Raw genomic sequence first — 16081 nt, forward strand, 5'->3', positions numbered from 1 at the left:
ATCTTGCCTAAAAGAGGTGAACGGAAATGAAATGGATACTGATTGCAGTACAAGCTTTCGTTATGATATTTTGCTTAGCTTATGAAACGAGTGCGGAAGGGCCAGTACCAGAAGTGACAGAGAAAGACCCTCAAGTTACAATTTTATTAGAGCGTATGTATGTTGATGGAGAAGTAAGTGAAGAAATCTTTACAGAAAAAGTGGCGGATTTAGAAAAGTTTTTACAGCAGTATGAAGAATGGCAGCTCGTTGATCGTGATGATGTACAAATTGTATTACAAAAGAAAGTTGATGATATTTCTCCGTTATTAAAGACTAGCGGTTATTTTGGCGTATCAGAGGAAGGGATATTACAAATTTTTAAAGGTGTACCGAAAAGTGATAATGCGATTCATTCCTTCTTTCAAATTGATATGAAAAAGCTTGAGAGTTATGAGCGTGCGAAATTGAAGCGTGGTATTCGCATTAAATCAAAAGAAGGTTTTGTGAAGACGATTGAAAAAATGAAGCAATACGCAGTGCAAAATAAGAAACAAAGCAGCTGATGGTTGGATACTTGATTCATTATGCATTGCAAAATAAGAAACAAAGCAGCTCATGGTGAGCTGCTTTGTTTCTTATTTATTCTTAGCTAAAATTTCTTTTGCGATTTCATCAATTAGCATATCTTTCCCGATAGGATTGAAAGCTTTCGTATTGAAGATTTCATTTGATACTTCATATACATGATTGTTTTTTACTGCTTTATTGTCTTTCCAAACGGCACTATTTTTGTAGTCTTCGTAAACTTTATCAGCTTCGCCGCCAAAGTTTACAATAAACATTTGATCAGGTTGGAATGCAACAAGACCTTCTAGCGATACTTGCGCCATCGTTTGTTTTAAATCTGTACCTTTTGTTGCTGGAAGTTTTAAGTCGTTAAAGATGATGTCGCCGTACCCGAAGCTACCGTATACACGGAAGTTTTGTGGTGTAACTGCGACGAACATAAAGTTCTCATCTTTTGTTTTCTCTTTAATTTTTTTAGATAAAGAATCTGCTTTCTTATCGTAGTCTGCAATCCATTTGTCTGCTTTCTTTTCTTCGTCAAATAGTTTACCTACTTCTTTAAACTTACCACGCCAATCTTCTAAGTTTGTTTCTAGAACTACTGTCGGTGCAACCTTTTCTAATTGATCATAAATTTTCAATTGACGATTATTTAAAATAATTAAGTCTGGTTTTAAAGCAGTAACAGCTTCTAAATCAACTTTAGGTGCCCAGTACCAACCTACTGCTTTTACTCCATCTAGCTTTTCTGTTAAATGCTTTTGAATTTTATCTTTATATGTATTTGCTGTACCAACAGGTTTATGTCCAAGAAGTAATAATTCTTCTGTTGATCCAGATAAGTCAACAATTCTCTTTGGATTTACTGGAATTGTAGATTCCCCTTTAGCATGTTTTACAACTTTTGTTTTCGGTTGTTCTTTTGCTTTTGATTCTTCTTTTTGAGAAGAACAGCCAACGATAGAAAGAACAACTAGCATAATAGTAAATAAAATAAATAGTTTACGTTTCATCCTGATGTAACCCCTTTAATTAATATTGATAATCATTATCGACTTTTGTATATTAAGGTGCTTTAGACTTTCTGTCAATGGAAAATAACAGAAGTTTCAAATAGAGAACATTTGTTGGGGCAGTCTCGCTTTTCTATCATTAAATATGTTAAAATGGAATACATGATTTAAGAGGGAGAGATCGTATTTTGTTTGAATATGTTACAGGTTACGTGGAGCATGTAGGACCGGAATATGTCGTAATTGACCATAATGGAATTGGTTATCAAATATTTACACCAAATCCGTATGTATTTCAAAGAAGTAAGCAAGAAATCCGTGTCTATACATATCATTATGTGAGAGAAGATATTATGGCACTTTACGGTTTTAAAACACGTGAAGAGCGTTTATTATTTACAAAGTTGTTAGGTGTGTCTGGTATTGGGCCAAAAGGCGCTCTTGCAATTTTAGCTTCTGGTCAAACAGGACAGGTCGTTCAAGCAATTGAACATGAAGATGAGAAGTTTTTAGTGAAATTCCCGGGCGTCGGAAAGAAAACAGCGCGCCAAATGATTTTAGATTTAAAAGGAAAGCTAGCTGATGTCGTACCAGATGCATTTGTTGATTTATTCTCAGACGCAGAACGTTTTGATGAGAAAAAAGGTTCATCGGCTGAGCTTGATGAGGCGCTGGAAGCTCTGCGCGCACTTGGATATGCGGAACGAGAAGTTTCTCGCGTTGTACCAGAGCTATTAAAAGAATCATTAACGACGGATCAGTATATTAAAAAGGCACTTAGTCTTTTACTAAATGGTAAGAGGTGAGTATAATGGACGAACGTCTCCTTTCAGGGGAATCTGCATATGAAGATGCAGATTTAGAATATTCATTACGGCCACAGACGCTCCGTCAGTATATTGGCCAAGATAAAGCGAAACATAATTTAGAGGTGTTTATTGAAGCGGCGAAAATGCGTGAGGAAACGTTAGATCACGTACTTTTATATGGACCACCAGGTCTTGGTAAAACGACGCTTGCGAATATCATTGCAAATGAAATGGGCGTAAATGTTAGAACTACTTCAGGTCCAGCAATTGAAAGACCCGGAGATTTAGCAGCTGTATTAACGGCACTTCAGCCAGGGGATGTATTATTTATTGATGAAATTCATCGTTTGCATAGATCAATTGAAGAAGTACTATATCCTGCGATGGAAGACTTCTGCCTTGATATTGTAATTGGAAAAGGACCGTCAGCACGATCTGTACGATTAGATTTACCGCCATTTACATTAGTTGGAGCGACGACGCGTGCAGGTGCATTATCAGCGCCACTTCGTGACCGTTTCGGTGTGCTTTCAAGACTAGAGTATTACACAGTAGATCAGCTTTCTGAGATTGTTGAACGTACAGCAGAAGTATTCGAAGTTGAAATTGACTCGTTAGCCGCACTAGAAATTGCAAGACGTGCTCGTGGTACACCTCGTATTGCGAATCGTTTATTACGACGTGTACGAGATTTCGCACAAGTTCGTGGTAACGGAACGGTTACGATGGAAATTACACAAATGGCGTTAGAACTACTACAAGTAGATAAATTAGGTCTAGATCATATTGACCATAAATTATTGCTTGGTATTATTGAGAAATTCCGTGGTGGTCCAGTTGGATTAGAAACGGTTTCGGCGACGATTGGAGAAGAATCTCATACGATTGAAGATGTGTATGAGCCGTATTTATTACAAATTGGCTTTTTACAACGAACGCCAAGAGGCCGAATCGTAACACCGCTTGCATATGAGCATTTCGGAATGGAGATGCCAAAAGTATGACGGAGATGCCAAAATTGCTTATTACAGCAGGTATCTTACTTATCGTTGTTGGATTAGCTTGGAAGTTCATTGGAAGGCTTCCAGGCGATATTTTTGTGAAAAAAGGAAACGTTACCTTTTATTTTCCTATCATTACATGTATTGTGTTAAGTATTGTATTATCTTTTATTATGTATATAATAAATCGATTCAAATAAGAAATAGGTGGATATAGTTATGGATATTAATCTGTTTGATTTTCATTTACCAGAAGAACTTATTGCACAAGTCCCATTAGAAGATCGTGAAACATCAAGATTAATGGTGTTAGACCGTGAAACCGGCGATATTGAGCATAAACATTTTACGGACATTCTTTCTTACTTACATGAGGGGGATTGCTTAGTTTTAAATGAAACGAAAGTAATGCCAGCTCGTTTGCACGGTGTGAAAGAAGATACAGGCGCACACATTGAAGTACTTCTTTTAAAACAAGAAGAAGGTGATAAGTGGGAAACGCTTGTTAAGCCAGCGAAACGTGTGAAAGAAGGAACTGTTATCTCTTTTGGCGAAGGGAAATTAAAAGCAACTTGCATTGGAACTGCAGATCAAGGTGGACGTCAGCTTGAATTTTCATATGACGGCATCTTCTATGAAATTTTAGATGAACTTGGAGAAATGCCACTTCCTCCATATATTAAAGAGACGCTAGAAGATCGCGATCGCTATCAAACGGTATATGCGAAAGAAATCGGTTCAGCAGCAGCGCCGACTGCAGGACTTCACTTTACAGAAGAGTTATTGGAGAAGTTAAAACAAAAGGGCGTTGAGTTAGCATTTATTACACTTCACGTAGGGCTTGGAACATTTAGACCAGTTTCTGCCGATACGATTGAAGAACACCATATGCACGCAGAATATTACCATATGTCTGAAGAGACAGCGGCATTATTAAATCGTGTGAAAGAGAATGGTGGGCGTATTATTACGGTAGGTACGACTTCAACTCGTACGTTAGAAACAATTGCGACAGATCATGACGGCAAGCTTTGTGCTGCTTCTGGTTGGACAGATATTTTTATGTATCCAGGCTATGAATTTAAAGCAATTGATGGTTTAATTACAAACTTCCATTTACCGAAATCAACATTAATCATGCTTGTAAGTGCATTTGCAAATAGAGATAATGTACTTCATGCTTATAATGAAGCAGTAAAAGAAAAATATCGTTTCTTTAGCTTCGGTGATGCAATGTTCGTTGCATCTCACGCTAAAATGGGAAACAAATAAAAGGAGTAAATTATGACAGCAATTCGTTATGAATTTATTAAAACTTGTAAACAAACGGGTGCCCGTTTAGGACGTGTACATACGCCGCACGGTTCATTTGATACGCCAACATTTATGCCAGTTGGTACACTTGCAACAGTTAAGACAATGTCACCAGAAGAATTAAAAGCAATGGATTCTGGCATTATTTTAAGTAATACGTATCATTTATGGTTACGTCCAGGTCATGAAATTGTACGCGAAGCAGGTGGTTTGCATAAATTTATGAACTGGGATCGTGCCATTCTAACAGACTCTGGTGGTTTCCAAGTATTTAGCTTAAGCGACTTCCGCCGTATTGAAGAAGAAGGTGTTCATTTCCGTAATCACTTGAATGGAGACAAATTATTCTTATCTCCAGAAAAAGCGATGGAAATTCAAAATGCATTAGGTTCGGATATCATGATGGCATTTGATGAGTGTCCACCGTTCCCAGCTACTTTTGAATACATGAAGAAGTCTGTAGAGCGTACAAGCCGTTGGGCAGAGCGTTGCTTAAAAGCACATGAACGTCCACAAGACCAAGGTTTATTCGGTATTGTACAGGGCGGAGAGTTTGAAGAGCTTCGTCGTCAAAGTGCGAAAGATCTTGTTTCAATGGACTTCCCTGGCTATGCGATAGGCGGTCTATCTGTTGGTGAACCAAAGGATATTATGAACCGTGTACTTGAGTTTACAACACCACTTCTTCCAGATAATAAACCACGTTACTTAATGGGAGTAGGTTCTCCTGACTCATTAATCGATGGTGCAATTCGCGGCGTTGATATGTTTGACTGTGTACTTCCAACTCGTATCGCTCGAAATGGTACATGTATGACAAGCGAAGGTCGCCTTGTTGTAAAAAATGCGAAATTCGCAAGAGACTTCGGTCCGCTTGATCCAAATTGTGATTGCTACACATGTAAGAATTACTCTCGTGCGTACATTCGTCATTTAATGAAATGTGATGAAACGTTCGGAATTCGTTTAACGTCTTATCACAACCTTCATTTTCTGTTAAACTTAATGGAGCAGGTGAGACAAGCTATTCGTGAAGACCGTCTTGGCGATTTCCGCGAAGAGTTCTTTGAACAGTATGGCTTTAATAAACCGAATGCTAAAAACTTCTAATACATAATTTAAAAGGAGGAACAAAAGATGAATCCAGGTATGATGAATATCGTTATGATCGTTGCAATGTTTGCGATTTTCTATTTCTTATTAATTCGCCCGCAACAAAAGCGTCAAAAAGCAGTTGCTCAAATGCAAAGTGAGTTAGCAAAAGGTGATGCTATCGTAACAATCGGTGGTTTACACGGTACAATCGAATCAGTAGATGAAACGAAAATTGTTGTTAAATCTGGTGGTTCACATTTAACTTTCGATCGCAATGCGATTCGTGAAGTTGTGAAAAACTAATGAGGAAGGCCCTGCATGAAATGTGCAGGGCCTTTTTTAGTTGTTTTGTTTTGACATATTTACACCGAAAATACCACCGAGTGTACTCGCACCCATTAATGCTAATTGGTAAAGTAACTGTGAGTTCGATAAAGTTTGAGAGAAGCCTAAATAGTTAACTAGAAAAACAAGTATAGTGAATGTAAGTCCTGTTGTGAAGCCTACTAGCCAACCTTTCCCTTGGGCTTTCTTGCCGGCAGTAAATCCGGATATAAGCATAGATAAAAGAGCTAGTATAAAAATAGTAACAGCTAATGTCCCTTCATTCATATCTGTAAATTTCAATAAAAGAGCCATAATCATGCTAGTAATTGATGCAAGAATTAATAGGGTAACGATACCGAAGCCAATCGCAGTTGATAATTTTTTCGTTCCATCCATTTATACATTCCCCCTTTTTAATACAAGCATATTTTCCTTTTGCCTAAGTTAGACTAGTTTCTTTTTTATAGGGGAATCTATAGATAAAAAAGGAGATGTAGAAATGGAATGGGTATCAATAATTGGCCGGACGATGCTTTTGTATATCATCATATTAATTATTTTTCGTCTTATGGGGAAACGTGAAATTGGAGAGCTAAGTGTATTAGATTTAGTCGTATTCATTATGCTTGGCGAAATGGCTGTAGTTGCAATTGAAAATACCGATAAATCACTTTGGCATCAACTAGTTCCGATGACTTTTCTTATGTGTATACAGATCATTTTGTCAGTTATTTCGTTAAAGTATCAACGTTTTCGGCATTTAATAGAAGGTGAGCCAGCTATTCTTGTAAATGCGGGAAAAATTGATGAAAAGAAGATGAGAAAGCAACGTTATAATATAGATGATTTAATGATGCAACTAAGGGAACAAGGCGTTGGAGACATCCGGGATGTAGAATATGCTATTTTAGAACCGTCTGGGAAGTTATCTGTCTTTCAAAAACCAAAAGGCAGGCAGGATGCATTGCAGTTTACTCTTCCTCTTGTTATTGATGGAGAAATTCAATCTAGTCATTTGCAGATGATTGAACATACAGATGAGTGGCTCGTTGGAAAATTAAAAAACTTAGGCTATAACGATGTAACACAAATTTTATACTGTAGCTTTCAAAACGGACAATTTTTTGTTGATTTGAAAGAAAACTAGAGGCTTACTATATGAAATAGTAAGCCTGTTTACTTCAAAAATGAAAGTTTTCGAATGATAGGGAGCCTGCTTAACTCTTCTTTTCGAATGAGTTTGAAAGTGAAGAGGAGAATAATATAAACGATTGTTGTTAAGGTGATTTCCCATAATGTTTGTATACCAAGTGAATGCGAGAAAATCATATACTTATGAAGGTAAAAACCGAAGGAGCCTGCGATACCGATGGCAAGTCCGCCAAAAATATAGTCCTTTGCGTAAATGGTAAATGTAATTTTCTTTAAAACAGTAGCGTAATGAAGAAATGTTACTGTTACTATATTTGCTGCAATTGCAAGGGCAACCCCCATCATTTGAAACTCTGGCCGTGAAGCTAGTACAAAAATAACGATTAATTTCACGATGGCACCAATAAATGTATTCATCATGGCAGCACGTGCTAAATTTAAAGCTTGCAAAACAGAGGTAAGCGGACTTTGAAAATAATGAAATAAAAAGCAAGGTGCAAGAAGCTGAATGAATGCTGTTGCACTATCCGATCCATACATAAGAGTTAAAACTGGAGAAGCGAATACGTATAATATAACGACAGACCATCCACCGGTAATTAATGAAATTCGAAGTGCTTGTTGTAAACGGTGCTCCACTAATTTATGCTGTCTTTTAGCCATCGCTTCACTAATAGATGGAACAAGTGCTGTAGAAAGAGCATATGTAATAAAGGCTGGCAGTGATAGAAGTGGGAATGCATAACCATTTAATATACCGTATTGCTGGGTTGCGACAGAGGCAGCAACGCCAGCAATCGCTAAGCTTTGCATAACGACAATAGGTTCAAAAAAGTATGAAACGGAGCCGATTAAACGACTTCCTGTAGTTGGAAGAGCAATATCCATAAGAGAATAAAATGTCCCTTTGCTTTCTTTTACAGTAGTGAAAAATCCGGAGCGTATAGATAAATGTTTTTCACGCTGGAATAAAGTAAGTAAAAATAATAGTGATGCAACTTCACCGAGAACAGCTGATAACATAGCGCCGGCTGCTGCATATTCTACGCCGTAAGGTAAAAATAATTGAATGCATATAGCGATAATTGTAATGCGGACAACTTGTTCTATGACTTGGGCGTAAGCGCTAGGTTTCATATTTTGTTTCCCTTGAAAGTAACCGCGTAAAACAGAAGACACGGCTATAACAGGAACGACAGGTAAAATAGCCATTAATGGATAGTACGTTCTTTCATCGGTTAATAATGTTTTTGCTAAAATAGGTGTGAGGAGCATAATTCCAATTGTTAAAATGATACTAATAACGGATGTAACGGCTAATGATACTGTTAATATTTTTTTAACTCTTTGTTTATCGTTCACAGCTTCCGCTTCAGCTACAAATTTTGCGATTGCGACAGGAAGGCCAATTTGTGTTAATGTAATTGCTAGAATGAATGTAGGAACGGCCATCATATAAAGGCCAACGCCTTCTTCTCCTAAAATACGTGCCATTACGATACGATTGATGAAACCAAGGATTTTTGTGATAAAGCCGGCTATCATTAAAATAAATGCGCCTTTTAAAAAGCTTTGTCTCGTCATGTTCTTCTCCTACCTTCTCAAAATCAGTGGAATGATTTACAATAATTTATATGCACGTACGAGACAAGAATGACAAGCATTTAAGAGAGTGAAGTATGATAGTGCTCTTGAAAGTAGTTATTGCTGTCCACTAGAGCGGGATTAAAAGCGACTTTTCGTGCTGAAATAAGAAGGAGATGTTATGTATGTTAGATAAAGAGGCTTTGGTAGAATCATACCGCGGACAGTTACAAGTCGTTTTAGAAAGTAAAGTAGAAGAGTTTCACATGTTCGGTTACGACCGAGTGACAGATGATGATATTTGGAAGTTTCTCAAAGTGAAAAAGTGGAAAAAGATAGACAGTGATGTTAGATTGTATGAATTAGTAAATGATGTATTAAGAGTAAGTGCTAATGAGTATATGACATATTTAACTGTTGAAGCGTACCAAGCGCCACTTTGGTCATTTGATGAATATGAAAATAAATAACTGACTGCAATTGGTTTGTTCTTCCTTTTGCAGTATAATGATAGGTATTGATAATGAGGAAATAATTATGTCTAAGATTATATATAAAGGGGGTAGTGAAGAGAGAAAATAAATAGTGGAAGTGTAGGTATTGTGAAAAACTTACCGACACAGCTAGTGATGAACTAGCAAAATTATAGAAAGGAAGTCTACTAACTAGACGTATGCACACGTGTAAAAGTGAATCGTAAGAGATTTATTTAAAGTGTTAGTAGCAGAAAGAGGGTACATATGGCAAAGCGTGGTACGAGAATTGCCGCCTTTTTCCTCATCGTTCTATTAATCGGTGGAGTAATTGGTGCGGCAGGAAAAGACATAGCAAAAGGAATTAGTCTAGGACTAGACCTTCGCGGTGGTTTTGAAATTCTGTATGAAGTAAAACCAGCCAAAAAAGGTGATAAAATTGACCGAGAGGCACTTGTAAGTACAGTAGGTGCTCTTGAAAATCGTGTCAATGTTCTCGGTGTAAGTGAGCCGAACATTCAAATCGAGGGGCAAGATCGAATTCGTGTACAGCTTGCTGGTGTACAAGATCAGCAAAAAGCACGTGAGATGTTGTCGACACAAGCGAAATTAACATTCCGTGATGTAGATGACAATCTACTTATGGATGGAACGGATTTAAAAGGCGGCGGAGCGAAGCAAACATTTGATGAGCAAGGCCGTGCGAGCGTAGGTCTTACACTAAAAAGCGCTGAAAAATTCCGTGAAGTAACTGAAAAAATTTCAAAAATGCCACCACCAACGAACTTAATGGTAATTTGGCTTGATTTTGAAGAAGGAAAAGATTCGTATAAAGCAGAATCTGCAAAACCGAATCCTAAGTTCTTATCAGCAGCAACAGTAAGTCAAGTGTTTAACCAAGCTGAAGTATCTATCGTAGGTGGAAATTTCACAGTTGAAAGTGCGAAACAACTTTCATCTTTATTAAATGCAGGTGCACTTCCTGTTGATTTAAAAGAAATGTATTCAACATCTGTTGGAGCGAAATTTGGTCAACAAGCGTTAGAGCAAACGATTTTCGCTAGTGCGATTGGTATCGCTCTTATTTTCTTATTTATGCTTGTATTCTACCGTTTACCAGGACTTGTAGCGGTTATTATGTTAGGTCTATACATTTTCGTTACATTACTTGTCTTTAACTGGATGCATGCAGTTCTTACGTTGCCGGGTATTGCGGCGTTAGTGCTCGGGGTAGGTATCGCAGTTGATGCGAATATTATTACGTACGAGAGACTGAAAGAAGAACTGAAAATTGGTAAGTCAATGATGTCAGCATTCCGTGCTGGTAACCATCGTTCATTAGCAACAATTTTAGATGCAAACGTTACGACTCTTGCAGCAGCTGGTGTGTTATTCGTTTATGGTAATAGCTCTGTAAAAGGATTCGCAACAAGTTTAATCGTAAGTATTTTAGTTGGTTTCATTACGAACGTATTCGGTACTCGTTTCTTACTAGGATTACTTGTAAAGAGCCGCTACTTCGATAAAAAACCAGGATACTTTGGTGTGAAACAAAAGGATATTATTCCATTAACAAAAGGTGTAGTACATCCACCGACAAAATTTGATCGTATTAACTTCGTAAATATCGGTCATAAATTCCTTGTTTTCTCGATTGTAGTTGTAATTGCAGGTGCAATTATCTTACCAATTTTCAAATTGAACCTTGGTATTGACTTTGCGAGTGGTACACGAATCGACTTGCAATCAAAACAAGCAGTTACTGTGTCTGATGTTCATAAAGATTTTAAAGAATTGAACATTGATGTGAAGGAAGAAAATATTGTACCAACTGGAGATGACAATAAAGGATTCGCAGTTCGTACATTAGGTGTTCTATCAAAAGATGAAATTGCGAAAACAAAAACATTCTTCCACGATAAATATGGTACAGATCCAAACGTAAGTACAGTTTCGCCGACAATCGGTAAAGAAATTGCACGAAATGCATTTATCGCAGTATTAATTGCTTCTGCGGTTATCATTTTATACGTAAGTATTCGATTCCGATTTACGTACGCATTATCTGCAGTACTTGCATTATTACATGATGCATTTGTTATGATTGTTATATTTAGTATTTTCCAGTTAGAGGTAGACTTAACGTTTATCGCTGCGGTATTAACAATCATCGGTTATTCTATTAATGACTCAATTGTTACGTTTGATAGAAACCGTGAATTATACAAACAGAAAAAACGAGTTCGCGATATAAAAGACTTAGAAGAAATCGTAAATGCAAGTATTCGCCAAACGCTTGGACGTTCGATTAACACCGTATTAACAGTGTTATTCCCAGTAATTGCGTTACTTATCTTCGGTAGTGAGTCACTACGTAACTTCTCGTTTGCGTTACTTGTTGGTTTAGTTGTAGGTACGTACTCTTCTGTTTTCGTGGCTTCTCAAATTTGGTTAATGCTTGAAAACCGTCGTTTGAAAAAGGGTAAAAACAAGAAGAAGGTTGAGAAAGTAGAATCTGAACCGCAAGTATAAAAAAGATGATGTCTCTTTATGAGGCATCTCTTTTTTCGTTTGTGGATACAATAAGATAGCGGCTTTGAAATGATAAAATGGAAGAAAGTGTGATATTATCGCTGTTTTGTTAAACTAAAAAGATAGGTTAAGAAAAGAAGGGATTTTAATTATGGAAAAAGATGAACGTTTTAAACAGGCCGAGTTTGGTGCTATTGTCGGGATCGTTGGTAATATCATATTAGCGATTATAAAGGCGGTAATTGGTTATATTGGGAACAGTAAAGCGCTATTAGCGGATGCCGTGCATTCTGCATCAGATGTAATTGGTTCGCTAGCTGTACTGTTTGGATTGCGAGCAGCAAAGCAGCCGCCTGATGAAGATCATCCATATGGTCATGGTAAAGCGGAATCAATTTCAGCGATTATTGTTGCGGTATTATTATTTATTGTAGGAATAGAGATAGCGATTTCGTCTATAAAAGCTTTTTCGCAGGAACTAGAACCACCGAAAGCGATTACGATTTTTGCTGTTGTTCTTTCGATTATCGTGAAAGAAGGAATGTTTCAATATAAATTCCGATTAGGGAAAAGGGTAAATAGTGATGCAATTATTGCAAATGCATATGAGCACCGTTCGGATGTATTTTCTTCAATTGCAGCTTTAATCGGTATTTGTGCAGCGATTATTGGTGGTAAATTTGGATTAGATTGGCTTGTATATGCCGATCCGATTGCAGGATTATTTGTTTCGCTTCTTGTTGCAAAAATGGCATGGAGTATTGGGGCAGAGGCAATTCATGCAACGCTTGATCATGTTCTTCATGAGGAAGATGTTATTCCGCTTAGAGAAGCAGTACTTCAAATAGATGGTGTGAAAAAAATCGGTTCTTTATACGCAAGGGAGCATGGTCATTACGTTATTGTTGATATTAAAGTTTCAGTAGATCCGTACATTACTGTAGAAGAAGGGCATCGCATTGGAAAGCATGTGAAAGAAACGCTTATGAAACAAGATAACGTACAAAATGTGTTTGTACATATAAATCCGTATTCTCCAAATTAAACATTATTAACATTTTAGTATATAGATATTGCATCGTAGTTTGCATTATATTGTCACCCCTTAATCTGTCTTGTATAATGAACAGGTTAAGGGGTGATTTCGTGTTACAACCGAAGACGCGTTGGAAAGAAAAAGAATATAATGGCGAGCGAGTGAGTGAATTAGCAAGTAAATTACAATTATCACCACTTGTCGTTTCGTTATTCCTCGGTAGAGGACTAGATACTGAAGATAAGATTTTAGATTTTTTAAATACAGAAAATCAAGAATTTCATGATCCATTTTTATTGGAAGGAATGGATAGAACGGTAGAACGTGTAAATAAGGCGATTCAAAATGGAGAGCAAATATTAATATTTGGTGACTACGATGCGGACGGAGTAAGTAGTACGACTGTGTTATATCTTGCCTTGCAAGAATTAGGTGCAGATGTAGAATTTTATATTCCAAATCGTTTTACAGAAGGTTATGGACCGAACGAAGAAGCATTTCGTTGGGCGCATAGCGCAGGATTCTCGCTAATTATTACTGTCGATACTGGTATCGCGGCAGTACATGAAGCGAAGGTAGCGAAGGAGCTCGGAGTAGATCTTATTATTACAGATCACCATGAGCCACCACCAGAATTGCCAGAAGCACTTGCGATTATTCATCCGAAATTAGATGGCGGTGTGTATCCATTTCACTATTTAGCTGGTGTAGGTGTTGCGTTTAAAGTTGCGCATGCACTACTGGGCCGTGTACCAGAACATTTATTAGAAATTGCGGTAATTGGTACGGTAGCCGATTTAGTATCACTTCATGGTGAGAATAGATTGCTAGTGAAACGCGGTTTAAAACATATGCGTATGACGAAAAATATCGGACTAAAGGCGCTATTTAAAGTTGCTAACGTTTCGCAAAGTGAAATTACAGAAGAGAGTATTGGCTTCTCAATCGCACCACGTATTAATGCAGTTGGACGTTTAGAAGATGCAGCGCCTGCTGTACATCTTTTATTATCAGATGATCCAGAAGAAGCGAAAGAGCTGGCTGAAGAAATTGATGAGCTGAACAAACTGCGAAAAGATATTGTAAAGCAAATTACAGAAGAAGCTATGGCTGAAGTGGAAACAAATTTCCCGCCTGAAGAAAATAAAGTATTAGTGCTTGCAAAAGAAGGCTGGAATCCAGGTGTAATTGGAATTGTTGCTTCTAAATTAGTTGAACGTTTTTATCGTCCAACGATTGTATTATGCATTGATCCTGTAAAAGAAACTGCAAAAGGTTCAGCACGTAGTATTGCAGGATTCGATTTGTTTGCAAACTTGTCAGATTGTAGAGAGTTATTGCCACACTTCGGAGGGCATCCGATGGCAGCTGGAATGACGCTACATATGAATGATGTAGATGAATTACGCCGTCGCTTAAATGAGCAAGCAGAGGTAATTTTAACAGAAGAAGATTTTATTCCGATTACAGCTGTTGATGCTTTTTGTAAAGTGGAGGACGTAACACTTGCAGCGATTGAGGATATGCAAAAGTTGGCGCCATTTGGTGTTGGAAATCCGAAACCACGTATTGCAGTGAAAGATGCAGAGCTAGAAAGTATTCGTGCAATCGGATCAGACGGTTCTCATTTGAAAATGGCTCTTCGCGATGGACAAGCAACACTGGATACAATCGGATTTGGTTTTGGTGCGTATGCGAAAGAAATTTCTCCAGTTGCAAAGGTATCTGTAATAGGGGAAGCGTCTATCAATGAATGGAATAATTTTAAGAAGCCGCAATTAATGGTACAAGATATTGCTGTAGACGCATGGCAATTATTTGATTGGCGTAGTATGCGTAACGTAGAATCAAATTTAGCAGAACTTCCGAAAGAAAAAATAACAATGGTGTATTTTTCTGAAGAGGTATTGAATAAATTTTCTTTAGAAGACTATAAAGATCATATTATGCATGCATCAGAAGTAACTGAGTTAAATGATCAATACATCGTGTTACTTGATTTGCCAAAAGGAACAGATGAATTACGAGATCTATTTAAAGTTGGGTTCCCGTCGCGAATTTATACACTATTTTATCAAGAGAATAATCATTTATTTAGTACTGTTCCAACGAGAGAACACTTTAAATGGTACTATTCGTTCTTGAGCCAAAAAGCACCATTTTCTTTAAGACAATATGGAGCACAACTATGTCAACATAAAGGTTGGTCAAAAGATACAGTAAATTTCATGACACAGGTGTTTTTTGAGTTAGAATTTGTTACAATAAAAGATGGCGTCATTTTTATGGCAGACAAAAAACAAAAGCGTGATTTAATTGAATCGAACACATATCGTGAGAAAATGAACCACTTACAATTAGAAAAAGAATTGGTTTATAGCACATATCAGCAACTATATACATGGTTTGAAACGATTCGTAATCATAAAGAAGTAGAACAGTTAGGGTAAAGGATTTGTATTTACAAACCTTTTAGATCTGAGGAGGATTCAGAAATATGGATTTCAAGCAACATATCGCAATTGTACCGGATTATCCAAAAGAAGGTATTGTGTTTAAAGACATTACACCGTTAATGAATGACGGTAAAGCATACAAAGCAGCAACAGATGCAATCGTTGAGTATGCAAAAGAAAGAGATATCGATGTTGTAGTAGGACCAGAAGCTCGTGGCTTTATTATTGGTTGCCCAGTTTCTTACGCATTAGAAGTAGGATTTGCACCGGTTCGTAAATTAGGAAAATTACCACGTGAAGTAATTACAGTTGACTACGGTAAAGAATATGGTAAAGATGTTTTAACAATCCATAAAGATGCAATTAAGCCAGGTCAACGCGTATTAATTACAGATGACCTATTAGCTACTGGTGGAACAATTGAAGCGACAATTAAGTTAGTTGAAGAACTAGGCGGAGTTGTAGCAGGAATTGCATTCTTAGTAGAGCTTACTTACTTAGATGGTCGTAAAATGTTAGATGGTTACGATGTATTAGTATTAGAAAAATACTAATCACTATATAGGTAAAACTACGGTGATAAAAAGTACCCGTGAATCTCTTGGAGAGGAGCGGGTACTTTTGTATAATTGAACAAAAAATTATGGTGAAATGTCAGTAAAATCTTTTCCTTTTCACAATTCACAATCATTGGGTTATAATGATAGAATATAATTTATTCTATTTAATAAAGATAAAGT

16 protein-coding genes are annotated in these 16081 nt (G+C 37.1%); 13 read left to right on the top strand and 3 right to left on the bottom strand.

The window, feature by feature from the left end:
* Positions 1–26: 26 nt before the first annotated feature.
* A complete protein-coding gene (locus DN390_RS04680; RefSeq protein WP_147806712.1) occupies positions 27–545 on the top strand; it encodes a BofC C-terminal domain-containing protein in 519 nt (172 codons plus the stop codon).
* 72 nt (positions 546–617) lie between these two features.
* Here the strand turns inward: DN390_RS04680 and DN390_RS04685 are convergent, their stop codons facing one another.
* On the bottom strand, positions 618–1562 hold the full coding sequence (locus tag DN390_RS04685) for an iron-hydroxamate ABC transporter substrate-binding protein (RefSeq protein WP_063222845.1): 945 nt from the start codon (positions 1560–1562) through the stop codon (positions 618–620).
* A 188-nt stretch (positions 1563–1750) separates the two neighbouring features.
* On the opposite strand from DN390_RS04685, the gene ruvA reads away from it, so the two are divergent.
* The 6 genes from ruvA to yajC are packed head-to-tail and all read left to right on the top strand — an operon-like array spanning position 1751 to position 6084.
* A complete protein-coding gene (ruvA, locus tag DN390_RS04690; RefSeq protein ID WP_060632378.1) occupies positions 1751–2368 on the top strand; it encodes a Holliday junction DNA helicase RuvA in 618 nt (205 codons plus the stop codon).
* A 5-nt stretch (positions 2369–2373) separates the two neighbouring features.
* Positions 2374–3375, top strand: coding sequence for a Holliday junction branch migration DNA helicase RuvB (gene ruvB / locus DN390_RS04695; RefSeq protein ID WP_046197784.1), 1002 nt, complete (start codon positions 2374–2376; stop codon positions 3373–3375).
* Positions 3372–3572 carry a DUF2905 domain-containing protein gene (locus DN390_RS04700; RefSeq protein ID WP_000138162.1) on the top strand — a complete coding sequence of 67 codons (201 nt, stop codon included), beginning with the start codon at positions 3372–3374 and terminating at the stop codon, positions 3570–3572. Before ruvB ends, DN390_RS04700 begins: the two co-directional genes overlap by 4 nt.
* 19 nt (positions 3573–3591) lie before the next feature.
* The gene (gene queA, locus DN390_RS04705) at positions 3592–4644 is read left to right on the top strand and encodes a tRNA preQ1(34) S-adenosylmethionine ribosyltransferase-isomerase QueA (protein WP_060632377.1); all 1053 of its coding nucleotides are present in this window, start codon (positions 3592–3594) and stop codon (positions 4642–4644) included.
* Positions 4645–4656: 12 nt separating this feature from the next.
* Positions 4657–5796: a tRNA guanosine(34) transglycosylase Tgt gene (tgt, locus tag DN390_RS04710; protein ID WP_000125371.1), complete on the top strand. Its 1140-nt coding sequence runs from the start codon at positions 4657–4659 to the stop codon at positions 5794–5796.
* Positions 5797–5823: 27 nt separating this feature from the next.
* The gene (yajC, locus tag DN390_RS04715; RefSeq protein ID WP_025151210.1) at positions 5824–6084 is read left to right on the top strand and encodes a preprotein translocase subunit YajC; all 261 of its coding nucleotides are present in this window, start codon (positions 5824–5826) and stop codon (positions 6082–6084) included.
* Positions 6085–6120: 36 nt separating this feature from the next.
* Here the strand turns inward: yajC and DN390_RS04720 are convergent, their stop codons facing one another.
* On the bottom strand, positions 6121–6504 hold the full coding sequence (locus DN390_RS04720) for a TIGR04086 family membrane protein (RefSeq protein WP_060632376.1): 384 nt from the start codon (positions 6502–6504) through the stop codon (positions 6121–6123).
* A 103-nt stretch (positions 6505–6607) separates the two neighbouring features.
* On the opposite strand from DN390_RS04720, the gene DN390_RS04725 reads away from it, so the two are divergent.
* Positions 6608–7255 (top strand): DUF421 domain-containing protein, encoded by a 648-nt coding sequence (locus tag DN390_RS04725; RefSeq protein ID WP_147806713.1) that lies wholly within the window; start codon positions 6608–6610, stop codon positions 7253–7255.
* A 29-nt stretch (positions 7256–7284) separates the two neighbouring features.
* Here the strand turns inward: DN390_RS04725 and spoVB are convergent, their stop codons facing one another.
* Positions 7285–8844, bottom strand: a complete 1560-nt coding sequence (spoVB, locus tag DN390_RS04730) for a stage V sporulation protein B (protein WP_097951223.1) — start codon at positions 8842–8844, stop codon at positions 7285–7287.
* A gap of 185 nt (positions 8845–9029) precedes the next feature.
* Here spoVB and DN390_RS04735 point away from each other — a divergent pair, with 185 nt between their 5' ends.
* The 5 genes from DN390_RS04735 (at position 9030) to DN390_RS04755 (ending at position 15895) form a co-directional block, all read left to right on the top strand.
* On the top strand, positions 9030–9314 hold the full coding sequence (locus tag DN390_RS04735; protein WP_000884549.1) for a post-transcriptional regulator: 285 nt from the start codon (positions 9030–9032) through the stop codon (positions 9312–9314).
* A gap of 270 nt (positions 9315–9584) precedes the next feature.
* Positions 9585–11849, top strand: coding sequence for a protein translocase subunit SecDF (gene secDF, locus DN390_RS04740; protein WP_060632373.1), 2265 nt, complete (start codon positions 9585–9587; stop codon positions 11847–11849).
* Between the two features lie 151 nt (positions 11850–12000).
* Positions 12001–12894, top strand: a complete 894-nt coding sequence (locus tag DN390_RS04745) for a cation diffusion facilitator family transporter (protein WP_060632372.1) — start codon at positions 12001–12003, stop codon at positions 12892–12894.
* 101 nt (positions 12895–12995) lie between these two features.
* On the top strand, positions 12996–15335 hold the full coding sequence (gene recJ / locus DN390_RS04750) for a single-stranded-DNA-specific exonuclease RecJ (RefSeq protein ID WP_147806714.1): 2340 nt from the start codon (positions 12996–12998) through the stop codon (positions 15333–15335).
* Positions 15336–15382: 47 nt separating this feature from the next.
* Entirely contained in the window at positions 15383–15895 is a 513-nt protein-coding gene (locus tag DN390_RS04755; protein ID WP_000346215.1) for an adenine phosphoribosyltransferase, read from the top strand.
* The last annotated feature ends 186 nt before the right edge of the window (positions 15896–16081 follow it).

The organism is Bacillus sp. SH7-1 (assembly GCF_008042405.1).
Lineage (GTDB): Bacteria > Bacillota > Bacilli > Bacillales > Bacillaceae_G > Bacillus_A > Bacillus_A thuringiensis_N.

Excerpts from the sequence above, each read along its gene's own strand:
- DN390_RS04680 (WP_147806712.1), top strand. The coding sequence starts at position 27 with ATGAAATGGATACTGATTGCAGTACAAGCTTTCGTTATGATATTTTGC.
- DN390_RS04685 (WP_063222845.1), bottom strand. The coding sequence starts at position 1,562 with ATGAAACGTAAACTATTTATTTTATTTACTATTATGCTAGTTGTTCTT.
- ruvB (WP_046197784.1), top strand. The coding sequence starts at position 2,374 with ATGGACGAACGTCTCCTTTCAGGGGAATCTGCATATGAAGATGCAGAT.
- DN390_RS04700 (WP_000138162.1), top strand. The coding sequence starts at position 3,372 with ATGACGGAGATGCCAAAATTGCTTATTACAGCAGGTATCTTACTTATC.
- queA (WP_060632377.1), top strand. The coding sequence starts at position 3,592 with ATGGATATTAATCTGTTTGATTTTCATTTACCAGAAGAACTTATTGCA.
- tgt (WP_000125371.1), top strand. The coding sequence starts at position 4,657 with ATGACAGCAATTCGTTATGAATTTATTAAAACTTGTAAACAAACGGGT.
- yajC (WP_025151210.1), top strand. The coding sequence starts at position 5,824 with ATGAATCCAGGTATGATGAATATCGTTATGATCGTTGCAATGTTTGCG.
- DN390_RS04720 (WP_060632376.1), bottom strand. The coding sequence starts at position 6,504 with ATGGATGGAACGAAAAAATTATCAACTGCGATTGGCTTCGGTATCGTT.
- DN390_RS04725 (WP_147806713.1), top strand. The coding sequence starts at position 6,608 with ATGGAATGGGTATCAATAATTGGCCGGACGATGCTTTTGTATATCATC.
- spoVB (WP_097951223.1), bottom strand. The coding sequence starts at position 8,844 with ATGACGAGACAAAGCTTTTTAAAAGGCGCATTTATTTTAATGATAGCC.
- DN390_RS04735 (WP_000884549.1), top strand. The coding sequence starts at position 9,030 with ATGTTAGATAAAGAGGCTTTGGTAGAATCATACCGCGGACAGTTACAA.
- secDF (WP_060632373.1), top strand. The coding sequence starts at position 9,585 with ATGGCAAAGCGTGGTACGAGAATTGCCGCCTTTTTCCTCATCGTTCTA.
- DN390_RS04745 (WP_060632372.1), top strand. The coding sequence starts at position 12,001 with ATGGAAAAAGATGAACGTTTTAAACAGGCCGAGTTTGGTGCTATTGTC.
- DN390_RS04755 (WP_000346215.1), top strand. The coding sequence starts at position 15,383 with ATGGATTTCAAGCAACATATCGCAATTGTACCGGATTATCCAAAAGAA.